Here is a 22,966-nt window from a genome sequence, read left to right on the forward strand (position 1 = left end):
GGGCCCCCTATCCAGCAGGAAGGTGTGGCGATCGCCACACGCGTGCGGCGAGGATATGCCTTCCCTGCCGCGCCTTCAAACACACCAGCGGTGCGTATTCGATGTGTCTTCGGCGCTGGCAGTCTGGCAGACTTGGGGCCACCGCAAGGCGTGAATGGGACGAGTAGCCCCTGTACGGCCACGAGCGACCCGGGGACGGTGTGAGCCCGGGGGTGTCGGCAGACGGCGAAGATCACCCCGGAGCCGCCGGAAGAGCGCCCTCCCCCGGAGGGCAGGTAGAACCGGCAGCGGTGACGAACGAGAGGGCCGCTGCACGACCACGGCGGCCAAGGAGGGTGGTACCGCGGGCCCGGTCACAGACCGGAATCGTCCCTTCACCAGTGAACGTTGGTGTGAAGGACGATCCGATGAGTGAGTACCGCCCCGTCCCGCCGCAGGTCGACCTGCCTGCCCTCGAGCACGAGGTGCTCGACCTCTGGCGCGAGAGCAAGGTCTTCGAGAAGTCCCTCGAGGCCACGGCCGGACGACCCGCCTGGACCTTCTACGAGGGTCCGCCGACCGCGAACGGCCTGCCCGGGACCCACCATGTGGAGGCCCGGGTCTTCAAGGACGTCTTCCCCCGGTTCAAGACCATGCAGGGGTACCACGTCGAGCGCAAGGGCGGCTGGGACTGCCACGGCCTGCCCGTGGAGCTCGCGGTGGAGAAGGAGCTCGGCTTCTCCGGCAAGGGCGACATCGAGGCATACGGGGTCGCGGAGTTCAACGCCAAGTGCCGCGAGTCCGTGCTCCGCCACGTCGACGCCTTCGAGGAGATGACCGAGCGGATGGGCTACTGGGTCGACACCGACGACCCGTACCGCACGATGGACTCCTCCTACGTCGAGTCGGTGTGGTGGGCGCTGAAGCAGATCTACGACAAGGGCCTGCTCGTCGAGGACTACCGCGTGGCGCCGTACTGCCCCCGGTGCGGCACCGGACTGTCCGACCACGAGCTGGCCCAGGGCTACGAGACCGTCACCGACCCGTCGGTGTACGTCCGGTTCCCGCTCACCTCGGGTGAGTACGCCGGCTCTGCCGACTCTCCTGGGGCCAGCCTCCTGGTGTGGACGACCACGCCCTGGACGCTCGTGTCCAACACGGCGGTCGCCGCCCACCCCGAGGTCGACTACGTCGTCGCCACCGACGGCACCGAGACGCTGATCGTCGCCGAGCCGCTGTTCGAGCAGGTGCTCGGCGAGGGCTGGACCGTGCAGGCCACCCTGCGCGGCTCGGACATGGAGCGCTGGACCTACCAGCGGCCCTTCGAGCTGGTCGACTTCCCTGCCCCGGCCCACTACGTCGTGCTCGGCGAGTACGTCACCACCGAGGACGGCACCGGCCTGGTGCACCAGTCCCCCGCGTTCGGTGAGGACGACATGCGCGTCTGCAAGGCCTACGGCCTCCCGGTGGTGAACCCGGTGCGCGCCGACGGGCACTTCGAGGACAGCGTGCCGCTGGTCGGCGGCCAGTTCTTCAAGCACGCCGACGCGGACCTCGTGCGCGACCTCGAGCAGCGCGGCGTGCTCTTCCGCCACCTCGCCTACGAGCACTCCTACCCGCACTGCTGGCGGTGCCACACCGCACTGCTGTACTACGCCCAGCCGTCCTGGTACGTGCGCACCACCGCGGTCAAGGAAGCTCTGCTGCGCGAGAACGAGAAGACCAGCTGGTACCCCGAGACGATCAAGTGGGGCCGCTACGGCGACTGGCTGAACAACAACATCGACTGGGCGCTCTCGCGCAGCCGCTACTGGGGCACCCCGCTGCCGATCTGGCGCTGTGCCGAGGGCCACCAGACCTGTGTCGAGTCGCTGGCGCACCTCTCGGAGCTCACCGACACCGACCAGTCCGAGCTCGACCCGCACCGGCCCTACGTCGACGAGGTCACCTTCGCCTGCCCCACCTGCGGCGCAGAGGCCCGCCGGGTTCCCGAGGTGATCGACGCCTGGTTCGACAGCGGGTCGATGCCGTTCGCCCAGTGGGGTTACCCCCACGTGCCGGGCTCGGAGGAGAAGTTCAAGGGCGCCTACCCCGCGGACTTCATCTGCGAGGCGATCGACCAGACCCGCGGCTGGTTCTACACGCTGATGGCGATCGGGACGGTGGTGTTCGACGAGTCGTCGTACCGCAACGTGCTCTGCCTCGGACACATCCTGGCCGAGGACGGCCGCAAGATGTCCAAGCACCTGGGGAACATCCTCGAGCCGATGCCGCTGATGGAGCAGCACGGCGCCGACGCGGTGCGCTGGTTCATGGCCGCCTCCGGGTCGCCGTGGTCGGCCCGCCGGGTCGGGCACGCGACGATCCAGGAGACCGTCCGCAAGGTCCTGCTGACCTACTGGAACACCGTCGCCTTCCACGTGCTCTACGCCCGCACCGCCGGCTGGTCACCCGAGGGCGCGCAGGCGCCCGACGTGGCCGACCGGCCGGTGCTCGACCGGTGGCTGCACGCCGAGACCGCCCGGCTGGTGCGCGGGGTCACCGAGGCGCTGGAGGCGTTCGACACCCAGCGTGCCGGCACCCTGATCGCGCAGTTCGTCGACGACCTGTCGAACTGGTACGTACGGCGCTCACGCCGGCGGTTCTGGGACGGGGACGTCTCGGCGCTGGCCACCTTGCACACCACGCTGGAGACGCTGACCCGGCTGATGGCGCCGCTGACCCCGTTCATCACCGAGCGCGTGTGGCAGGACGTCGTACGCCCGACCGGGTCCGACGCGCCGGAGTCGGTGCACCTGGCGACCTGGCCGGACTACGACCCAGGCGACATCGACGAGGAGCTCTCGGGCGCTGTCGCGCTGGCGCGCCGGCTGGTCGAGCTCGGCCGTGCCGCCCGCGCCGACGCCAAGGTCCGCACCCGCCAGCCGTTGCGCCGCGCGCTGGTCGGCACCGCGGCCTGGAACGCGCTGTCGGAGGAGCTGCGCGCAGAGGTCGCCGAGGAGCTCAACATCGGCGCGCTCGAGCCGCTCTCGTCCGCCGGCGCAGACCTGGTCGACCACACCGCGAAGGGCAACTTCCGCGCGCTCGGCAAGCGGTTCGGCAAGCAGACCCCGCAGGTCGCGCAGGCGATCGCCGACGCGGACGCCGCCGCCCTGTCCGCCGCGCTGTCCACGGACGGCAAGGCCGTGGTCAGCGTGGCCGGCGAGCAGGTCGAGGTGCTCCCGGACGAGGTGATCGTCTCCGAGCGCCCGCGCGAGGGCTGGTCGGTGGTCAACGAGCAGGGCGAGACCGTCGCCCTCGACCTCGAGCTCACCCCGGACCTGGTCCGGGCGGGTCTCGCCCGCGAGGTGGTCCGCCTGGTCCAGGAGGCCCGCAAGAGCAGCGGCTTCGAGGTCAGCGACCGGATCGCACTGGTCTGGCACGCCGAAGGCGAGACCGCCGTGGCACTCCGCGAGTACGGGCCCCTCGTGGCTGACGAGGTCCTCGCGGTGGAGATGCACGAGGGTGAGGTCACCGCCCCCGCGACGCCGGGCGGGGCCGCGCAGGCCGAGCAGGTGCAGGCGGTGGGCCCCGACGGCGCACCCGCCGCGACCGTCGTACGCGACGACGAGCTCGGGCTCACCGTCTCCCTCACCCGGGTCTGACCGCCCGGGCACACGACGAGGCCGGCTTCCTCGGGAGAGGAAGCCGGCCTCGTGTCGTCGCTGGGTCGCTCAGCCGTGCTGGGTGTGCGACTCCTCCTCGCCGAGGAGGGACTTCAGACGCTTCGGGGCGTGGTCGCTGGAGCTCAGCGTGCCACCCTCGCCGGTGCCGTCCAGGGCGGCGAGCTGCTGCTCGAAGTAGCTGCGCAGCCGGCTGCGGTACTCGCGCTCGAAGGAGCGGAGGTTCTCCACGTCGGCGCTGAGCTTGTCCTTCTCCTTCTCGAGGTCGCCGAACAGCTGACGCCGACGCTCCTCGGTCTCGGAGTCGAGCATCGCCGAGCGGGTGCGGGCGTCGGACTCCATGCGGTCGGCCTTCGCCTTCGCCTCGGACTCGAGGCGCTCGGCCTTGGTGCGGGCCTCGCCGACGATCTTGTCGGCCTGGTCCTTGGCCTCGGCGACGAGCTCGTCGGCGTTGCGGGTGGCGATCTCCAGGAGCCGGGCCGCGGCGCTGGAGGCGTCGGCAACCGTGGTCACCTTGATCTCCTCGACCGCTGCCGGGGCGGCCGCCACCGGAGCGGGGGCCGGCGCGGGGGCGGGCTTCTCGGGGATCTTCTCCGGCTCGGGCGCCTTCTCCGGCACGGCAGCAGCCGCACCGGCACCGGCCTGGGCCGCGGCCAGCTTCGCGCGCAGGTCGTCGTTCTCGCGGGTCAGACGAGCGAGCTCGGCCTCCACCTCGTCGAGGAACTGGTCGACCTCCCCCATGTCATACCCCTCACGGAGTCGGACCGGAGTAAAGCGCTTGTTGCTCACGTCCTCAGGCGTCAGCGGCATGACCTCACCCTTAATTCGTAGTCGTCAGTTGAATCAGCGACTTTCGAGCCGCGTGTCACGCCCACCGTACTCCGAAAGAAGCGGCTGGGCGTAACGGGGACGCGGTTTCTTTGCCGCTCTCCCCGACGTACGACGGTCCGCGCCGCACGCCTTTGGTCTCCTACATGAAGCTCCCGGCGAGGATCAGCAGCAGGTAGCAGATCACCAGGACGATCATGAAGCTGAGGTCCAGGGCAACGCTGCCCAGCCGCAACGGCGGGATGAACTTGCGGAAGAACAAGATCGGTGGGTCGGTGATGGTGTAGACCACCTCGAGCACCACGAGAACCGGGCCGGTGGGCGTCCACGACCGGGCGAAGACCTGGACCCAGTCGACGATGAACCGGACGAACAGCAGCGCGAGGAACAGCCACAGGACCAGGTAGACGACGGATGCGACGGCACTAACCACGAATGAGGAGCCTAGCTCTGGTTGAAGAAGCCGCCCTCGGCGATGCGCTGCTTGTCCTCAGCGGCAACCGAGACGTTCGGCGGGGAGAGCAGGAAGACCTTCGCGGTGACCCGCTCGATCGTGCCCCGGGTGGCGAAGACCAGGCCGGCAGCGAAGTCGACCAGACGCTTGGCGTCGGCGTCGTCCATCTCGGAGAGGTTCATGATCACCGGGACACCCTCCCGGAAGTTCTCCCCGATGGTGCGCGCCTCGTTGTAGGTGCGCGGGTGCAGCGTGGTGATCCGGGACAGCTCGGCGACCACCGGGGCGGGGCCCGGGGTGGGTCGGCGGCGCTCGGCGAGGTTCGCGACCGGGGTGGGCCGCTCGACCTCGGTGTGCTCGGGCACCCGGGCGTGCGGACGCTCGTCGTACTCGACCTGGCCGTATTCGTCCTCGAAACGGTCGGTGTCCTCGAGCAGGCCTAGGTAGACACCCATCTTGCGCATCGCGCCGCTCATGAACCATGTCCTCCGGTACGTCCGCCCCCCTCGGTGAGGGGCTGCTGCTTGTTTGACACTACTTGATCGCGGGGCGCCGACCGAGCACCGCGCTGCCAATGCGAACGTGTGTCGCACCGGCCGAAATCGCCTGTTCGAGGTCCCCGCTCATCCCGGCCGAGATCCACCGCGCCTCCGGGTCGACCCGGCGTACGTTCGCGGCCACCTCGGCGAGTCGGGCGAACGCTCGAGCGGGATCCTCGCCGAGCGGCGCGACCGCCATCACGCCGCGCAGCCGGAGCCCCTCGGTGGCGGCGACCCGGGCCGCGAGGTCCGGGACGTCGGCAGGGAGGGCGCCTGCCCTGCCCTCTCCGGCGCCGGGCGGGTCGAGGCTGACCTGCACCAGGCAGTCGAGCTCGACCCCACGCTCGGCGGCTCCCTTCGCGAGGCCCTTGAGGAGCTTGGCCCGGTCCACGGACTCCACGACGTCGGCGTAGGCCGCGACCGCGGCCGCCTTGTTGCTCTGCAGACCTCCGACGAAGTGCCAGCGCAGGCCGAGCCCCGCACACTCGGCCGCCTTGGCCTCTGCCTCCTGGTGCCGGTTCTCCCCCACGTCGGTGACACCGAGCTCGGCGAGCAGCCGCACGTCGGAGGCAGGGAAGAACTTCGTCACCACGGTCAGGGTGACCTCGGCGGGGTCGCGACCGGCCGCCTCGCACGCGGAGGCGATCCGCCCGTGCACCACGGTGAGGTTGTGGGCGAGCTGGTCGCGGCGGTCGGCGGACTCGGTCATGGCCGCACCCACACCAGCCCGCCGAGCCGACCCGAGGCTGCGCCCTGGCGGCGGTAGGAGAAGAGGTCCTCGTCCTCGAGGGTGCACCGCGAGCCGTCGACGACCTCGGCGCCCTCGGCGCGCAGCTGTGCGGTGACACCGGCGCCGACGTCGAGCGACGGAGTGCCCCAGGAGGTCTCGGCGAACGCCTCCGGGACCGCCGTCGCGACCTCGTCGCGCAGGGCGGCCGGCACTTCGTAGCAGCGGCCGCACACGTGAGGTCCCACCCACGCGACGAGGTCCTCGGCGCCGAGCTCGCGCAGCCGGGCGACGGTGGCCGGGACGACCCCGGCGACCAGGCCGGCGCGACCTGCGTGCGCGGCCCCGACCAGCCGTCGCTGCACGTCGGCGAGCAGCACCGGCACGCAGTCGGCCACGCGCACGACCAGGATCACGCCCGCCTCGGCAGTGACCAGGCCGTCGGCGACCGCGGGCTCCGCGTGGCGCGCGTCGAGCCAGGCCCGGTCGACGGTGTGCACGTCGGCGCCGTGGACCTGCCGGACGGTGACCGTCACCGGGGGCCGCACGCCCGACGGCAACGAGTAGGGGTGTTCCGTCCACGCCTCCCCACCGCGGGCGAGGGCGTAGGCGGCGAGGTCGAGGTTCTCCTCCGCAGCGACCCGATGGCTCTCCGGGTCACCGTCTCCGGCCGGGGGCACGCCGAGGTTCAGCGACGAGTAGGGGCCGGTGCTGACCCCGTCGTGCCGGTCGGTGAAGGCGACCTCCACCGGCCCGCGGCTGTCGTGGAACGCGAACACCGCTCGGAGGCCGCGCCTACTTGAGGAACTCGGGGATGTCGAGCTCGTCGTCGTCGAACTGCACCGGTCGCTGCGGCTTCGCCGGCTGAGCCGGCTGCTGGCCGACCTGCCCGGGACGCGACCCGCCCTGACCTGCGCCCTGGGCGGGCTGCCCCTGCTGGCCGGTCCGATCCTGGCGCTGCTGACCGCTCTGCTCGAAGGAGGTGTAACCACCCTGCGCGGACTGCTGCCCGGCCTGCGCCGGCTGCCGGGTCTGCTCCGGCCGGCCGGCCGTGCCCTGGCCCCCCGCGCCCTGCACCTGCGACGGCATCGGCCGCTGGGAAGGGGCCTGCGCCGCGGCGCGGGTCTCGGCCTGGGTCTGCTGAGGCGCCGACTCGCGACGGAGCACGGTGCCGCTGTCGCGGCGCTTGGGCATCCCGCCGTCGAAGCCGGCGGCGATCACCGTCACGCGCACCTCGTCGCCGAGGGCATCGTCGATGGTGGCACCGAAGATGATGTTGGCCTCGGCGTGGGCGGACTGGGCGACGAGCGCTGCCGCCTCGTTGATCTCGAACAGGCCGAGGTCGGAGCCGCCGGCGATCGAGAGCAGCACGCCGTGGGCGCCGTCGATCGAGGCCTCGAGCAGCGGGCTGGAGACCGCCATCTCCGCGGCGGCGACCGAGCGGTCCTCGCCTCGGGCCGAGCCGATGCCCATCAAGGCCGAGCCGGCGTTGGCCATCACCGACTTCACGTCGGCGAAGTCGAGGTTGATCAGGCCCGGGGTCGTGATCAGGTCGGTGATGCCCGAGACGCCCTGGAGCAGCACCTGGTCGGCCTGCTTGAAGGCGTCGAGGACGCTCACGTTGCGGTCGCTGATCGACAGCAGGCGGTCGTTGGGGATCACGATCAGGGTGTCGACCTCCTCGCGGAGCGAGGCGATGCCCTCCTCCGCGGAGTTCGCGCGGCGACGGCCCTCGAACGCGAACGGGCGGGTCACCACACCGATCGTCAGTGCGCCGAGCGAGCGGGCGATCCGGGCCACGACGGGCGCGCCGCCGGTGCCAGTGCCGCCACCCTCGCCGGCGGTCACGAAGACCATGTCGGCGCCCTTGAGCACCTCCTCGATCTCCTCGGCGTGGTCCTCGGCCGCCTTGGCGCCCACCTCGGGGTTGGCGCCGGCGCCGAGGCCGCGGGTGAGCTCACGGCCGATGTCGAGCTTGACGTCGGCGTCGCTCATGAGCAGGGCCTGGGCGTCGGTGTTGATCGCGATGAACTCGACGCCCTTGAGGCCGACCTCGATCATCCGGTTGACGGCGTTGACGCCACCTCCACCGATACCCACGACCTTGATGACGGCCAGGTAGTTCTGCGGTGCTGCCACGGCAGGTGCCTCTCGCTGATCTGCTGCCTGCTGTCGCAGGCAGACGGGGTGTGTACGTCGGTGGGGGAAGTGCCCGAGGCCGACGGTGTGTCCGGAACCCTCACCCTGAAGTAGAGGGTTATAGTTATGTCAACCTCGCGCTTGCAGAACAACCTAGGTGACGAGCGCAGCGACACCACACCGACACGCGGAGCCGGTGCGCGACTTTTCGCATCCGACGTGCTTGGTGCGTGCTGCGAGTGCGGTTCAGCGCTTGATGGTCGGCTGTCCCGGCACGCTGACGTCGTACACCGACGCCTTCTGCCGCAGCAGCACCGCGAGCACCTCGGCCTTGCTCGCGGAGTCCTCCGCACTCCCCCAGAACACCGTGCGCCCATTGCGCAGCTCCAGCGAGATGGAGTCGACGGTGCGCACCGAGAGGTGCGCGACGTCGGCGGCCAGGTCCCCGGGCAGCGCGTCGATCACGCGGGCGGCCTCGGCGAGTGCCTCGGCGCGGGTGCCCGCCGAGATGCGTACGACGGGCAGCCCGGCGGGACGCGACGCATAGCCGCGGAACAGCACCCCGTCGGCGTCCACGCCACGGATCCGGCCGTCGCGCTCCACGACGGCGACCGCCTCCCGCTCCACGACCGAGATCACCACCCGGTCCGGCCAGGAGCGCGCGACGTCGACGCTCTCCACCGCGGCCAGGCTCTCCACGCGTGCCTCGACCGCCTCGAGGCCGACTGCCGCGAGCGGCTCACCGATCGGGACCGCCGCGACGCGACGCACCTGGGCCGGCTCGAGCACGTCGAGGCCCTCGACCCGGACCCCCTTGACGGCCAGGACCGAGGAGTAGAAGACCAGCCACACCACCCCGGCGACGGCGGCGAGGACGCCCAGGAGCACGAGCAGGCCACGCCAGGCCAGCCATCTCCGGGCCCACTGACGCCGGGCGAACCGCCGCCGGGCGAGCCGGACCGTGTGCTCGTCGGCGGCCCCGTGCTGGGGCGGGGCGCTAGTCCTGGACACTCCGAGCCCTCTCGGCGAGCAGCTCGAGCACCTCCGGGCCGACGAGGGTCACGTCGCCGGCGCCGAGCGTGAGCACGACGTCGCCGGCACGGGCCCGCTCGACCAGCCGCGCCGGGGTGGCGTGCCAGGACGGCTCGAAGACCACCTGGCCCTCGGGCAGGGGCACGTGGGAGGCGACGAGCGCTCCGGTGACGCCCGGCTCGGGGTCCTCGCGCGCGACGTACACGTCCATCACGACGACCTCGTCGGCGGCACCGAGCGCCTCGCCCATCTGCGCGCCGAAGATCCTGGTGCGGGAGACCAGGTGCGGCTGGAACGCGACCACGACGCGTCCCTCCCCCGCCAGCGACCGCGCGGCCTGCAGATCGCCCGCGATCTCGTTGGGGTGGTGGGCGTAGCTGTCGTAGACCCGGATGCCGCCGACCTCCCCCTTGAGCTCCATCCGCCTCCGGGTGCCGGTGAAGGACTCCAGGCCACGGGCGAGGTCGGCGAACGCGAAGCCGAGCTCGAGGCCGGCGGCGAGCGCGGCCAGCGCGTCGAGGACGTAGTGCCGGCCCGGGATCTGCAGGGAGACCTCGCCGAGCCGGACCGGCCCGTCCATCACGGTGAACCTCGAGGACGAGCCTGCGAAGGTGGTGTCGACCGCACGGAGGTCGGCGTGGTCGGACTCCCCCACCCCGACCGTGCGCAGGCCGCGCGCGCGGGCCTGCTCGGCGAGGGCGGCGGCGCCGGGGTCGTCGACGCAGGTGACCAGGAACCCGTCGGGGTCGATCCGCTCGAGGAACGCCGAGAACGCCGCGTGGTAGGCCGCCTCGGTGCCGTAGTTGTCGAGGTGGTCGGCCTCGACGTTGGTCACCACCGCGGCGTGCGGTGAGTACACCAGGAACGCGCCGTCGCTCTCGTCGGCCTCGGCGACGAACAGGTCGCCGCTGCCGTCGTGGGCGTTGGCCCCGGACTCGTTGAGCTCACCACCGATCGCGAACGACGGGTCGGCCCCGCAGTGCTGGAGGGCCACGGTGAGCAGCGAGGTGGTCGTGGTCTTGCCGTGGGTGCCCGCGACCGCGACCACCCGGCGGCCCTGCATCACCGCGTCGAGCGCCGCCGAGCGCGGCAGCAGCCGCAGCCCCTGGCGCCGAGCCTCGACGACCTCGGGGTTGTCCTCGCGCACCGCGGTGGACACCACCAGGGTGTCCACGTCGTGCACGTGCTCGACGGCGTGGCCGACGTGGCAGCGGGCACCGAGTGCGCGCAGCGCCTCCAGCGTGCGCGACTCCTTCGCGTCGCTGCCGCTCACCGTGATGCCCCGGGCCAGCATGATCCGGGCGATGCCGGAAAGGCCCGCGCCGCCGATGCCGACGAAGTGCACGCGGCCGAGCCGGTCCGCGGGGAGGATCGTGTCGGGGACCGGGACCCTCATCGGGCAGCCGCCAGGATCATCTGCGCGAGCTTCTCGTCGGCGTCCCTGGGGATCAGGTCCGCGGCCGCGTGCGACATCGCGTCCAGCCGCGCCCGGTCGGCGAGCAGGGACGGCAAGGTCTCCTGCGCCCACTCGGGGGTGAACGCGCCGTCCTGGACGAGCAGCCCACCGCCGGCGTCGACCACCGGTCGGGCGTTGAGCTCCTGCTCCCCGTTGCCGATCGGCAGCGGCACGAACACCGCGGGCAGCCCGACCGCAGCGGTCTCGGTGACCGTGTTGGCGCCGGCCCGGCACACCACCAGGTCGGCGGCGGCGTAGGCGAGGTCCATCCGGTCGACGTACGGCAGCACGACGTAGGCGGGGTCGCCCTCCCGCCGTGACACGCTCGCCTCACCCGTGGGCCCGACGACGTGCAGCACCTGGACGCCTGCTCGGGCGAGGGCCTCGTGCGCCGCAGACACCGACTGGTTCAGCCGACGGGCGCCCTGGGAGCCGCCGGTGACCAGCAGGGTGGGCCGTGCGGGATCCAGACCGAAGGTCTCCCGTGCCTCCCCGCGCATCGCGGCACGGTCCAGCGTGGAGATCATCCGTCGGATCGGCAGCCCGGTGTAGACCGCGTGACGCAGCGGCGTGCCCGGGAAGCTGGTGGCGACGTGGGCGGTCATCCGGGCGCCGAGCTTGTTCGCGATGCCGGGCAGCGCGTTGCCCTCGTGCACGACGATCGGCAGGTGACGGCGGCGGGCGGCGAGGTAGGCCGGCACGGAGACGTAGCCGCCGAAGCCGACGACCACGGCCGGGCGGACCCGGTCGATCACCTCGAGCGCCTTGCTCACGGCGTCCCTGAGCCGGCCAGGAACGCGCAGCAGGTCCGCCGACGGCTTGCGGGGCAGCGGCACCGGCGGGATCAGCTCGAGCGGGTAACCGGCCTCGGGGACCACACGCACCTCCAGGCCGCGGGGCGTCCCGAGGGCCGTGACCTCGACGTCGGGGTCGAGTCGGCGCAGGGCATCGGCGGTCGCCAGGAGCGGCGACGTGTGCCCCGCCGTACCGCCCCCGGCCAGGAGAATCCGCATGCTTTCTCTACTTCCTCGCTCGTGCTGTCGGTCCGTGCAGTCGGCCCCCCGCGCTCACGCCCACCGAGCGTCCGCGACGGCGTGCCTGCAGCGCGGCCGCGGCTCCTGGCTCGGACCGGGCGAAGGAGATCAGCAGGCCGAGTGCCACCAGGGACGGGAGGAGTGCAGACCCACCGTAGGACACCAGTGGGAGCGGGATGCCGATGACCGGCAGCAGGGCGAGCACCATGCCGATGTTGATCATCATCTGCGCGGTGAGCCAGATCGTGATGCCGGCGGCCATGTAGCGGACGAACGGGTCGGGCGTGTGCAGCGCGACCCGGATCCCGGCGTAGGCGATGGTCAGGAACAGCGCGAGGACGAGCAGGGTGCCGACCAGGCCGAGCTCCTCCCCCAGCACCGCGAAGATGAAGTCGGTGTGGGCCTCGGGGAGCGCACCCCACTTCTGCTGGCTGGCGGAGATCCCCTTGCCGAACCAGCCGCCGCTGGACATCGCGAACAGGCCGTGCGCCGCCTGCCAGCCGGCACCCTCGTAGTTCTTGAACGGGTCGACGAAGTTGGTGAGCCGCTCGAGACGCTCGTCGCTGGTGCTCGCGAGGTAGAGCGCCAGCGCGCTGACGACCAGGATCGCCAGGCCGAAGAGCCGGGCCGGGGCGCCCACCACCCACAGCAGCCCGAGCACGATCGCGAAGAACACCAGTGCCGTGCCGAGGTCGCCGCCCTTGATCACCAGCAGGGTCAGCAGTCCGGTCACCGGCACGGCGGGGATCAGCGCGTGCTTCCAGTCCCCGAGCAGGCGCTCCTTGCGGGCGTACAGGTCGGCACACCACAGGATGATCGCCAGCTTGGCGAACTCCGCGGGCTGGATGGTCAGCGGCCCCAGGGCCAGCCAGTTGGTGTTGCCGTTGACCTCCTTGCCGAGCCCGAGCTGGGTCAGCGCCAGCAGCGCAGCACTGCCGAGCAGGCCTGGCCAGGCCAGCGCGCGCAAGGCGCGGTGGGGCAGCCGCGAGGCGACGAACGCGACGGGTACGGCGAGGGCCACCCACACCAGCTGCTTGAGCACGATGTGGTAGCTGTTGTCGAAGACCTTGAAGGAGTACACGCTGGAGGCACTGAGCACCATGATCAGGCCGATCACGAGCAGCAGCGCCGAGGACCCCAGCAGCAGGTAGTAGGAGGTCAGCGGCCGGTCGAGGGCGTGTCCGAGGCCCTCGCGGGTGGAGGAGACCCACGCCGCCGCCGCGCCCTGCCGGCGCTGCTGCCCCGTTGCGGTGGTCACATCCAGCCCTTCTGCCCGTCGTCGTCCCGCGGCCCGCGGGTCCGGGGAGGACCGTCCCCCCTAGCCCTCGCGGAGCCTCAGCACCGCCTGGGCGAACGCATCTCCCCGGGCGCCGTAGTTCTCGAACATGTCCATGGACGCGCAACCCGGCGCCAGCAGCACGGTGTCGCCCGGCTGTGCCAGGCCGGCAGCCGCTCCGACCACGCGGTCCATGACAGAAGTGTCCCCGTCCTCGATCACGATGACGGGCACATCAGGCGCGTGTCGCGAAAGCGCGTCGGCGATCACATCGCGGTCCCGGCCGAGCAGCACGACCCCGCGGAGCCGACCGCGGACGGCGCGGACGAGGTCGTCGAAGTGCGCGCCCTTGGCCAGCCCGCCGGCCACCCAGACGACCGGGTCGTAGGCGGACAGCGACGACGTGGCCGCGTGCGGGTTGGTGGCCTTGGAGTCGTCGACGTAGCGGACGCCGTCGATCTGCGCGACCTCGGCGATCCGGTGCCCGTCCGGCTCGAAGGCGCGCAGGCCGTCGCGCACCGCGGACGGCGGCACCCCGTGGGCCCGGGCCAGCGCCGCGGCGGCGAGCGCGTTGGCCACGAAGTGCGGGGCGTCGGAGGCCAGGTCGCCGATCGTGCACAGCTCGGCGGCACTCGTGCGGCGTTCCTCGATGAAGGCCCGGTCGACGAGGATGCCGTCGACCACGCCGAGCATCCCGACGTCGGGCGTCTGCAGCGTGAACCCGATCGCGCGAGCGCCCTCCTGCACGTCGGCGTCGCGGACCAGCTGCTCGGTGACCGGATCCGCGACGTTGTAGACGCAGGCGCGTTCCACCTGCTCGTAGATGCGGCCCTTGTCGGCCACGTAGTCGTCGAAGGAGGAGTACCAGTCGAGGTGGTCCTCCGCGACGTTGAGCACGGCGGCGGACTCGGCGGCCATGGACGAGGTGTAGTGCAGCTGGAAGCTGGAGAGCTCGACGGCGAGGGCGTCGTACGGGGTGGGGTCCATCACCGCCTCGACCAGCGGCAGCCCGACGTTGCCTGCCGCGACGCTGCGCAGGCCGTGGGCGCGGAGGATGTGGTCGAGCATCTGCACGGTGGTCGTCTTGCCGTTGGTGCCGGTCACCGCGAGCCACGGCGCGGCGTGGTCCGGGTCGCGCAGCCGCCAGGCCAGCTCCACCTCACCCCACACCGGCACGCCTCGTTGACGAGCCTGCACGATCAGCGGCGCGCTCGGCCGCCACCCCGGCGAGACCACGAGCACGTCGACGTCGTCGGGCAGGACCTCGGTGGTGCCGGGCCCGAGACGGACGTCGGCGCCGAGGACCTCCAGCAGGGTGCCCTTCTCGCCGCGGTCACCGGCGTCGGACTCGTCGAGCGCGGTGACGTGAGCACCCACGTGGGTCAGGTTGTCGGCGGCGGCGAACCCCGAGACCCCCATCCCGGCGACGACGGCGCGTACGCCGGCCCACGAGTCGTGACGGCCGAGGGACTCCAGCGGCTTGTTCATACGCCGGCCACCCACTCGGCGTAGAAGACTCCGAGGCCGGCCGCGACGCAGAGCCCGGCGATGATCCAGAACCGGATCACGATGGTCACCTCGGCCCAGCCCTTGAGCTCGAAGTGGTGCTGCAACGGCGCCATCCGGAACAGCCGTTTGCCCCTGGTCGCCTTGAAGTAGCCGACCTGCAGGATCACCGAGAGGGTGATCACCACGAACAGGCCGCCGATGATCAGCAGCAGCAGCTCGGTGCGGGTGAGGATCGCGAGGCCGGCCAGGGCGCCGCCGAGGGAGAGCGAGCCGGTGTCGCCCATGAAGATCTTGGCCGGGGCGGCGTTCCACCACAGGAAGCCGAAGCAGGCACCGGTGAGCGCGGCCGCGACGACCGCGAGGTCGAGCGGGTCGCGGACCTCGTAGCAGGGCGGTCCGGGGGTGATCGCGCAGCTCTGGTTGTTCTGCCAGATGTTCACCAGCGTGTAGGCGCCGAAGACCATCGTGGAGGCGCCGGTGGCGAGGCCGTCGAGGCCGTCGGTGAGGTTCACGCCGTTGCTGGCGCCGGCGATCATCACCATCATGAAGCCGATCACCACGAGCGTCGGCAGGGTGAGGAAGTCGAACTCGCGGATGAACGAGATCGCGTGCGAGGCCGGGGTCTCGCCGCGCTCGTCGGCCAGGCCGTCCCACAGGGCCAGCCAGCCGAACACGACCGCGACCAGGACCTGGCCGGTCATCTTCGCCTTGCTGCGCAGTCCGAGCGAGCGCTGCTTGGCGATCTTGATGTAGTCGTCGAGGAAGCCGACGGTGCCGAGCCCGACGAAGAGGAACAGCAGCAGCAGCGCGGACGCGGTGGGCAGGTCCCCGGTCATCAGCTTGGCGCCGAAGTACGCGACGAGCACCGAGAGGATCATCACCAGACCGCCCATCGTGGGCGTGCCGCGCTTGGTGTGGTGGGTCGTCGGCCCGTCGTCGCGGATCAGCTGGCCGTAACCCTTCGCGACCAGGGCCCGGATCGCCACCCTGGTGCCCAGGAGCGTGAAGAGGAGTGACAGACCTCCTGCCAGGAGGATTGCCCTCATCCGGTCGTCTCCTTCGTCTCGTCCTCGTCGAGCAGCGCCTCGGCCAGGGTCTCCAGACCCGCGGCTCGGGAGGCCTTGAGCAGCACCACGTCACCGGGGCGCAGGTGACCACGCAGCCAGGTCAGCGCAGAGTCCTTGTCCGGCACGAACACCGACTCCTCACCCCAGGAGCCTTCCAGATAGGCACCGAGGTGCATCGCGTGGGCCGGCTCGCCGACGACCAGCAGCTGCCCGATGTCCAGGCGCACCGCGAGCCGGCCGATCGCGTCGTGCTCCTCGCGGCCGGCCTCCCCCAGCTCCCGCATCTCACCGAGCACCGCGATGGTGCGGGTGCCCGGGCGCCCGCGGCCGATCGCCGCGAGCGCCTTCAACGCCGCGCGCATCGAGTCCGGGTTGGCGTTGTAGGCGTCGTTGATCACGGTCACCCCGTCGGAGCGCTCGTGCACCTCCATCCGCCAGCGCGAGGTCGCGGTGGCGACGGTGAGCGCCCCGGCGACCTTCTCCAGGCTCATCCCGAGTGCCAGCCCCACGGCGGCAGCAGCGGTCGCGTTGGCGGCCTGGTGCTCCCCGACCAGCGCCAGCTCGACGCGGGCCCGGGCCCCGTCGGCGGAGAGGACGAACCGGGGCCGGCCGAAGTCGTCGAGCTCGAGGTCCTCGAGGCGTACGTCGGCCGACGGCGACTCGCCGAACCACAGCACCCGGGCTCCCGTGCGCGCGGCCATCGCGGCGACGAGCGGGTCGTCGGCGTTGAGCACCGCGACCCCGTCGTCGGGCAGCGCCTCGACGATCTCGCCCTTGGCCCGGGCGATGTCCTCCTGCGTGCCGAACTCGCCGAGGTGGGCCTTGCCGACGTTGAGCACCAGGGAGACGCGGGGCGGGGCGATGTCGCACAGGACGTCGAGGTGACCGGCACCGCGCGCGCCCATCTCGAGCACGAGGAACTCCGTCGTGCCGTCGGCGCGCAGCACGGTCAGCGGCAGGCCGATCTCGTTGTTGAAGGAGCCGGCCGTGGCGACCGTCGTACCTGTGGTCGCGAGGACCTGGGCGAGCAGGTCCTTGGTGCTGGTCTTGCCCTGGGAGCCGGTGAGCGCGACCACCTGCACCGCGTCGAGCCGGGCGAGGACGTGCTTGGCGAGGGCCGCCAGCGCCGCCGTCGGGTCGGCCACCACCACCGCCGGATGGCCCACCGGCCGGCTGCCGAGCACCGCGGCCGCACCGCCGGCCGTCGCAGCGTCGGCGAAGTCGTGGCCGTCGACGTTCTCGCCCTGGAGAGCGACGAACAGGCCCCCGGGCTCCGGCGAGCGGCTGTCGATGAACGCGGGGCCGGTGACCTGCACGCCGGTGTCGTCGTGGACCTGCCCGCCGACGGCGGCGGCGATCTCGGGAAGGGTCATCGGGATCATCGGCGGCTGAGCTCCTCACGCAGGACGGTGCGGTCGTCGAAGGGGTACACGGTCCCGTCCACCTCCTGGCCGGTCTCGTGCCCCTTGCCGGCCACGACGACGGTGTCCCCGGGGCGGGCCATGGCGACCGCGAGCCGGATGGCCCTGCGCCGGTCCCCGCACTCGCGGATCTCGGCGCGGTCGCTCTCGGTGACCGTGCGTGCGCCGTCGAGCACGGCGCGCCGGATCGCTGCCGGGTCCTCGGTGCGGGGGTTGTCATCGGTGACCACGAGTACGTCGGCCAGCCGCGCGGCGATCTCCCCCATCACCGGCCGCTTGCCCTGGTCACGGTCGCCGCCGGCGCCGAGCACGACGATCAGCCGGCCCTCGGTCAGCGGCCGCAAGGTGCGCAGCGCCGCGTCGACCGCGTCGGGCTTGTGGGCGTAGTCCACGACGGTCACGAAGTCCTGACCTGCGTCGACCCGTTCGAGGCGGCCGGGGACACCGGAGGATGCTGCGATCGCGTCGGCGACCGCACGCGCGTCGAACCCGGCCTCGGCCAGTGCGGCGATCGCGGCCAGCGCGTTGGCGACGTTGAAGTCTCCGGCCAGCGGGACACCGGCGGGGAAGGTCTCCCCCGACGGCGTGCGGACGGTGAACCTCGACCCGGTGGGGCTGAGCTCGACGTCCCGCGCCACCCAGTCCGCGTCCGCGCCGGTGGCGGAGAACGAACGGACCGGGATCGTGACGTCGCGGAGCAGCCGGCGGCCGTGCTCGTCGTCGGCGTTGACCAGGCCGAGACGGGCCCGTTCCGGGGTGAAGAGCGAGGCCTTGGCGGCGAAGTAGTCCTCCACGTCGGCATGGAAGTCGAGGTGGTCGCGGCCGAGGTTGGTGAACACCGCCACGTCGAAGACGACCCCGTCCACGCGGCCCATCACCAGCGCGTGGCTGGAGACCTCCATCGCACAGCACTTCACCCCCTGCTCGCGCATGACCGCGAACAGCGCGTGCAGGTCCGGGGCCTCCGGCGTGGTGAGCGAGGTCTTCACGTCGACCCCGTCGATCCGGGTGCCGACCGTGCCGACGACCGCGGCGGGCGTCCCGGAGCCCTGCAGGCCCGCCTCGGCGAGCCTGGTCGTCGTGGTCTTCCCCTGGGTCCCGGTGACCGCCACCAGCCGGAGCTGCTGCGCGGGCTCGCCGTAGACCCGTGCGGCGAGGTCTCCCATCAGGGGCCGGGGCTCGGCGACGACCAGGACGGGGACGTCCAGCCCGGCGCACAGCTCCCTCCCGGACGGGTCGGTGAGCACCGCGACGGCGCCTGCTCGGACCGCCTGGTCGGCGTAGGAGGCGCCGTGTGCCCGGGCGCCAGGGAGCGCGGCGTACAGGTCGCCGGGCCGGACCCGCTGGGAGCTGAGCGTGAGCCCGCTGACCAGGACGTCACCGAGTGGGGCGTCGGAGCCGCAGCGCTCGAGCAGCCGCTCCCCGAGCCAGTCGACCACGGTCCCGAGCGGGGTCCGCAACGGCTCACGGGGTCGGGTCGCGGTCACTGCCGACTCGTCGGGCTGGTCTGGCACGTCGGCAGAGTACCCGCGCTCACCACTCGACCGGGTTGTCGGGTGCGGGCGCACCGGTCGGAGGCACGGCGTACTTGCGCAGCAGGTAGGTCATGATCTTGCGGAACGCCGGGCCGCCGACGGACCCACCGCCGCCGCCGTTCTTGGGGTCCTGGACCACCACGTAGACGAGGAACCGCGGGTCGTCGGCCGGGGCGAAGCCGGCGAAGGAGACGGTGAAGGTGCCGTCGTAGCAGCCGCACTCCTCCCCCACGCGCTGAGCGGTTCCGGTCTTGCCGGCCACCCGGTAGCCCTCGATCGCCGCGCTCGGCGCCGTGCCCTCCTCGGGGTCGGTCACCGCCTCCATCATCTCCGCGGTCAGCCGGGCGGCCCGCGGGCTGATCACCCGACGCGAGGAGACCACGTCGCTGCCCACCGTCGCTCCCTGCGACGTGGTCGCACGGCCCTTGACCAGGCTCGGCTCGACGAGCACGCCGTCGTTGGCGACCGCGTTCACCGCGGCGGCCATCTGCAGGGCGTTGACCGAGACACCCTGGCCGAACGAGATCGTGTCCTGGTTGATCTGCGACCAGTTCTTCCACCACGGCAGCAGGCCGCGCGCCTCGCCGGGGATGCCGACCCCGGACTTCGCACCGAGCCCGAACCGGGCGAGGTAGCCGTAGAGCTCCTTGGGTGTGAACTCGTCGGCGGCCAGGACGGTGCCGATGTTGGAGGACTTGGCGATCACGCCGGTCAGCGTGAGCCGCAGCCGGCCGTGGTCCCAGTAGTCGCCGATCACCCGGTCCTGCCGGTGCAGCTTCGCGGGCACGGTGATCCTGGTGTCGGGGGTCAGCTTGCCGGCGTCGACGAGGGCGGCCGCGGTGAGGACCTTCTCCACCGAGCCCGGCTCGTAGACGTCGAACAGGGAGCGCATGCCCAGGTCGCGCTCCGGCGACAGGGTCGGAGCGTTGGCGTCGAAGGTCGGATGGTCGGCCAGCGCGAGGACCTCACCGGTGCGGCTGTCCAGGACGACCGCGGCGCCGGACTCGCCGCCGGCCCCCTGCACGGCCTGGCGAAGCACCCGCTGGGTGTACCACTGCACGTCACGGTCGATGGTCAGGGTCAGGTCGGAGCCGTCCACCGGCTCGACGACGTTGTTCTCCCCCAGCGGCAGTCGCTGCCCGCCGCTGCCACCGGTCTCGTAGGTGGCCGAGCCGTCCTTGCCCGAGAGCACCTCGTCGAAGAGCAGCTCGAAGCCCTGCAGGGCGTTGCCGTCGGCGCCCATGAACCCCAGGATGTTGGCGGCCACGTCCCCCGCCGGGTAGCTGCGGACCGGGTCGCGCTCGGTGTCGACGCCCTCGAAGCCGGCGTCGTCGAGCTCCTCGACGACCGCCCGCGCCTCGGCGGCGGGAACCCGGCGGGCCAGGTACTGGAACCGGCTGTCGGGCTTCCGGAGCCGTTCGAGCACGTCGAAGTAGTCCACGTCGATCCGCGCCGCGACGATCTTGGCGATCTCCTGGGCGTCGTCGGCGGTCAGCGACGGGTCGGCCACGAGCATCAGGCCGTCCGCGGACTCAGCGAGCGGCTCGCCGTTGCGGTCCCGGATCGCTCCCCGGGTGGCCGGCAGCGTCACCGTCTGCAGGCCCACGGCCTCGGCACGCGCGGCGTACGCCTTCGCGTCGATGCCCTGCAGCTGGAAGAGCCGCGCAGCGAAGACCGAGACCACCATCGCGATGAGGATCAGGCCCACGCGCAGCCGGAGGAGCGAGGTGCCCCGCAGCGAGCGTGCGCCTCGGCTCACGGTGTTCTCCCTGCTCCCTGTGCCCGGTCGTGGTTCCTGCTCTTTGTACGTGACGTGGAGTCCTGATCGCGTGAGGTGGCCTCCGACCGTGCCCCCGTGTCGCGCTCGCGCTTGTCCTTCTTCGTCGCCTCGGGCACCTCGGCGATCACCAGCCGGGGACGCACCGAGCTGGGCTTGCCGGGCGGCAGCGGCTCGATCCGCAGCGCGTCAGCCGGCTCCCCGGCGGCGGGTCTGCCGAGCACCTTGCCGTCGGAGAGCCGGATGAACGCCGGGCTCCCGGCCGGCACCATGCCGAGCTTCTTGGCCCGCTCCGCGACGTGCTGGGGGTCACGCATCCGGTGCAGCTGCATGCGCAGCGACTCCTCCTTGCCGGCGAGCACGGCCGCCTGCTCCTCCATCGAGGAGACCACGAACGACCCCTGCTGCATGTGCGTGTTGAACAGCAGGAGCCCGACCACACCGCCGATGAGCAGGAGGGAGACCAGCGTGATGAACGGGACCCGGGCGGCCTTGGTGGCGCGGCCCGGCACGACCGTGAGGCGGGCCCGCTCGACGGCGGCCTCGGCGAGCCGTGGGATGCGGGCACGCGGCTGGTAAAGAGGTGTGCTCATTGTGCGGCTCCGGTGCTGGGACGGACACGTTCGACGGCGCGCAGACGCACCGAAGCGGCTCGGGGGTTCTCGGCGATCTCCTCGGACGACGCCTTCTCCGCGCCGCGGGTGAGCAGCCGCAGGGGCGGCTCGTGGCCCTCGGGGACGAACGGCATGTCGGGAGGGACGTCGGAGCGGGTCTGCTCGGCGAACGCCTGCTTGACCAGGCGGTCCTCGAGCGAGTGGTAGGACATCACCACGACGCGGCCACCCACGCCGACGGAGTCGATGGCCGCCGGGATCGCCCGGCGCAGCACGGAGAGCTCGTCGTTCACCTCGATGCGCAGGGCCTGGAACGTGCGCTTGGCCGGGTGCCCTCCGGTACGACGGGCCGGCGCCGGGATCGAGTCCCGGACCAGCTCGACGAGCCGCGCCGACCGGGTGAACGGCTCACGCTCGCGCTCCCGGACGATCGCCTCGGCGATCCGGCGGGCGAACCGCTCCTCACCGTACGAGCGGAGGATCCGGCTGAGCTCCTCGACCGGGTAGGTGTTGAGCACGTCCGCGGCCGTCTGCCCGGCGGTGTCGTTCATCCGCATGTCCAACGGCGCGTCCTCGGCGTAGGCGAAGCCGCGCTCCCGGACGTCGAGCTGCATCGAGGAGACCCCGAGGTCGAACAGGATCGCGTCGGCGTGGTCGTGACCGCCGAGCCGGTCCAGCACGTCGGGGATCTCGTCGTACACCGCGTGCGCGAACGAGGTGCGCCCGGCGTACGGCTGCAGCCGCTGCTCGGCCCGCTCGAGGGCGTGCGTGTCGCGGTCGACTCCGACCAGGTGCGCGTGCGGGCAGGCTGACAGGACCGCCTCGCTGTGCCCGCCGAGGCCGAGCGTGGCGTCGACGAAGATCGTCTGCTCGTGCCCGGGTCGCTCGAGCGCCGGGGTGACCAGAGCGACGACCCGGTCGAGCAGGACCGGGACGTGGCGGGGAGTCGTCACTGCGCGGGCCTAGTCGACCAGGGAGAGGAACAGCATCAGGGCCGCGGCGAGCCCCGACGACGCGACGGCCGAGAAGGCGATGACCGCCATCCCGTCCCTGACCTCGTGACGGACCCGCCGGACGGGCTGGCCGGACAGCTGTCCGGAGTAGCTGAGACTCATGCTTCGACCCCTCGAATGAATCCTGTGATGACACCGACCCGCGGTCGGTGGTGCTGTGTGTCGGATTCGCGCGGCCTGGTCCCCGTCCGCTCGTCCCTGGGAAGTTGCCCTCTGGCACCGGGGAAGGTGCGCCAGATGGCAGGGCGAGCGGGCGTGGGCCGGGCCCGGCGACTCTGCTGTCGGCCGGCTACGTCACATCAAGCCGGGGAGCACCTCCTCGCTGAGGTCGGCGAACGCCTGCTCCTGCTCGTCGGAGTAGGCCTGCCACGAGGCGGCGTCCCAGATCTCGATCCGGTTCATCGCGCCGATGACAATGCAGTCCTTGGTGAGTGAGGCGTACTCCCGCAGCATCGGCGGGATCGTGATCCGGCCCTGCTTGTCGGGAGTCTCGTCGGAGGCACCGGCGAAGAACATGCGGACGTAGTCCCGGGCCCCCTTGTTGGTCACCGGGGCCTCCTTCAGGCGCTCGGTGAGCTTGCCGAACTCGTCCATCGACCACACGTAGAGGCAGCGCTCCTGTCCCCGTGTGACCACAAGACCCTCCGACAGCTCGTCCCTGAACTTCGCCGGGAGGAACAGGCGGCCCTTGTCGTCGAGCCGGGGTGTGTAGGTACCGAAGAACATCGGCACCTCCTCCCGGTGACCCTGAGGCTTCCCTCTCCTCCACTGCGCTCCACCATACTCCACTTCCCTCCACCTTCAACCAGAAACGCACAAACTTTCGCCCGTGTCGCGCCCCGAGGAGCTGCCGTGACCGCCCGATCGCGTCGAGGCGGCACCGCCGCGTCTCTGCAGGTCACGG

Annotated in this window: 20 protein-coding genes; 1 reads left to right on the forward strand and 19 read right to left on the reverse strand. The window is 71.8% G+C overall.

Annotation, left to right across the window (positions count from 1 at the left end; genetic code table 11):
* Positions 1–407: 407 nt before the first annotated feature.
* Positions 408–3,623 (forward strand): isoleucine--tRNA ligase, encoded by a 3,216-nt coding sequence (ileS, locus tag ACYVIH_RS20680; RefSeq protein ID WP_460871434.1) that lies wholly within the window; start codon positions 408–410, stop codon positions 3,621–3,623.
* A gap of 69 nt (positions 3,624–3,692) precedes the next feature.
* Here the strand turns inward: ileS and ACYVIH_RS20685 are convergent, their stop codons facing one another.
* From ACYVIH_RS20685 to mraZ, 19 genes are all read right to left on the reverse strand, one after another.
* On the reverse strand, positions 3,693–4,451 hold the full coding sequence (locus ACYVIH_RS20685) for a DivIVA domain-containing protein (RefSeq protein WP_460871435.1): 759 nt from the start codon (positions 4,449–4,451) through the stop codon (positions 3,693–3,695).
* A gap of 160 nt (positions 4,452–4,611) precedes the next feature.
* On the reverse strand, positions 4,612–4,902 hold the full coding sequence (locus ACYVIH_RS20690; protein ID WP_460871436.1) for a YggT family protein: 291 nt from the start codon (positions 4,900–4,902) through the stop codon (positions 4,612–4,614).
* An 11-nt stretch (positions 4,903–4,913) separates the two neighbouring features.
* Complete coding sequence (locus ACYVIH_RS20695; RefSeq protein ID WP_460871437.1) at positions 4,914–5,399, reverse strand: cell division protein SepF; 486 nt, start codon at positions 5,397–5,399, stop codon at positions 4,914–4,916.
* A gap of 58 nt (positions 5,400–5,457) precedes the next feature.
* On the reverse strand, positions 5,458–6,171 hold the full coding sequence (locus tag ACYVIH_RS20700; RefSeq protein WP_460871438.1) for a YggS family pyridoxal phosphate-dependent enzyme: 714 nt from the start codon (positions 6,169–6,171) through the stop codon (positions 5,458–5,460).
* Positions 6,168–6,968, reverse strand: a complete 801-nt coding sequence (locus ACYVIH_RS20705) for a polyphenol oxidase family protein (protein ID WP_460871439.1) — start codon at positions 6,966–6,968, stop codon at positions 6,168–6,170. Before ACYVIH_RS20705 ends, ACYVIH_RS20700 begins: the two co-directional genes overlap by 4 nt.
* Positions 6,969–6,984: 16 nt before the next feature.
* A complete protein-coding gene (gene ftsZ, locus ACYVIH_RS20710) occupies positions 6,985–8,328 on the reverse strand; it encodes a cell division protein FtsZ (RefSeq protein WP_460871440.1) in 1,344 nt (447 codons plus the stop codon).
* Positions 8,329–8,574: 246 nt separating this feature from the next.
* Positions 8,575–9,339 (reverse strand): cell division protein FtsQ/DivIB, encoded by a 765-nt coding sequence (locus ACYVIH_RS20715; protein WP_460871442.1) that lies wholly within the window; start codon positions 9,337–9,339, stop codon positions 8,575–8,577.
* Positions 9,326–10,756, reverse strand: coding sequence for a UDP-N-acetylmuramate--L-alanine ligase (murC, locus tag ACYVIH_RS20720; RefSeq protein ID WP_460871443.1), 1,431 nt, complete (start codon positions 10,754–10,756; stop codon positions 9,326–9,328). Before murC ends, ACYVIH_RS20715 begins: the two co-directional genes overlap by 14 nt.
* A complete protein-coding gene (gene murG, locus ACYVIH_RS20725; protein ID WP_460871444.1) occupies positions 10,753–11,829 on the reverse strand; it encodes an undecaprenyldiphospho-muramoylpentapeptide beta-N-acetylglucosaminyltransferase in 1,077 nt (358 codons plus the stop codon). The genes murC and murG overlap by 4 nt, the downstream gene beginning before the upstream one ends.
* A 7-nt stretch (positions 11,830–11,836) precedes the next feature.
* Complete coding sequence (ftsW, locus tag ACYVIH_RS20730) at positions 11,837–13,108, reverse strand: putative lipid II flippase FtsW (protein ID WP_460871445.1); 1,272 nt, start codon at positions 13,106–13,108, stop codon at positions 11,837–11,839.
* Positions 13,109–13,168: 60 nt separating this feature from the next.
* Positions 13,169–14,629, reverse strand: coding sequence for a UDP-N-acetylmuramoyl-L-alanine--D-glutamate ligase (gene murD / locus ACYVIH_RS20735; protein ID WP_460871446.1), 1,461 nt, complete (start codon positions 14,627–14,629; stop codon positions 13,169–13,171).
* Positions 14,611–15,681, reverse strand: a complete 1,071-nt coding sequence (mraY, locus tag ACYVIH_RS20740) for a phospho-N-acetylmuramoyl-pentapeptide-transferase (protein WP_460871447.1) — start codon at positions 15,679–15,681, stop codon at positions 14,611–14,613. Before mraY ends, murD begins: the two co-directional genes overlap by 19 nt.
* Positions 15,678–17,084: a UDP-N-acetylmuramoyl-tripeptide--D-alanyl-D-alanine ligase gene (locus tag ACYVIH_RS20745; protein WP_460871448.1), complete on the reverse strand. Its 1,407-nt coding sequence runs from the start codon at positions 17,082–17,084 to the stop codon at positions 15,678–15,680. The genes mraY and ACYVIH_RS20745 overlap by 4 nt, the downstream gene beginning before the upstream one ends.
* Positions 17,081–18,637: a UDP-N-acetylmuramoyl-L-alanyl-D-glutamate--2,6-diaminopimelate ligase gene (locus tag ACYVIH_RS20750; RefSeq protein WP_460871449.1), complete on the reverse strand. Its 1,557-nt coding sequence runs from the start codon at positions 18,635–18,637 to the stop codon at positions 17,081–17,083. Before ACYVIH_RS20750 ends, ACYVIH_RS20745 begins: the two co-directional genes overlap by 4 nt.
* 19 nt (positions 18,638–18,656) lie before the next feature.
* Positions 18,657–20,417, reverse strand: coding sequence for a peptidoglycan D,D-transpeptidase FtsI family protein (locus ACYVIH_RS20755; protein WP_460871450.1), 1,761 nt, complete (start codon positions 20,415–20,417; stop codon positions 18,657–18,659).
* The gene (locus ACYVIH_RS20760) at positions 20,414–21,028 is read right to left on the reverse strand and encodes a hypothetical protein (protein WP_460871451.1); all 615 of its coding nucleotides are present in this window, start codon (positions 21,026–21,028) and stop codon (positions 20,414–20,416) included. Before ACYVIH_RS20760 ends, ACYVIH_RS20755 begins: the two co-directional genes overlap by 4 nt.
* Entirely contained in the window at positions 21,025–22,002 is a 978-nt protein-coding gene (rsmH, locus tag ACYVIH_RS20765) for a 16S rRNA (cytosine(1402)-N(4))-methyltransferase RsmH (RefSeq protein WP_460871452.1), read from the reverse strand. Before rsmH ends, ACYVIH_RS20760 begins: the two co-directional genes overlap by 4 nt.
* Before the next feature lie 9 nt (positions 22,003–22,011).
* Positions 22,012–22,164: a hypothetical protein gene (locus ACYVIH_RS20770; RefSeq protein ID WP_460871453.1), complete on the reverse strand. Its 153-nt coding sequence runs from the start codon at positions 22,162–22,164 to the stop codon at positions 22,012–22,014.
* Between the two features lie 192 nt (positions 22,165–22,356).
* Entirely contained in the window at positions 22,357–22,788 is a 432-nt protein-coding gene (gene mraZ, locus ACYVIH_RS20775) for a division/cell wall cluster transcriptional repressor MraZ (RefSeq protein WP_460871454.1), read from the reverse strand.
* Positions 22,789–22,966: the final 178 nt, after the last annotated feature.

Source organism: Nocardioides pakistanensis (genome assembly GCF_054781215.1).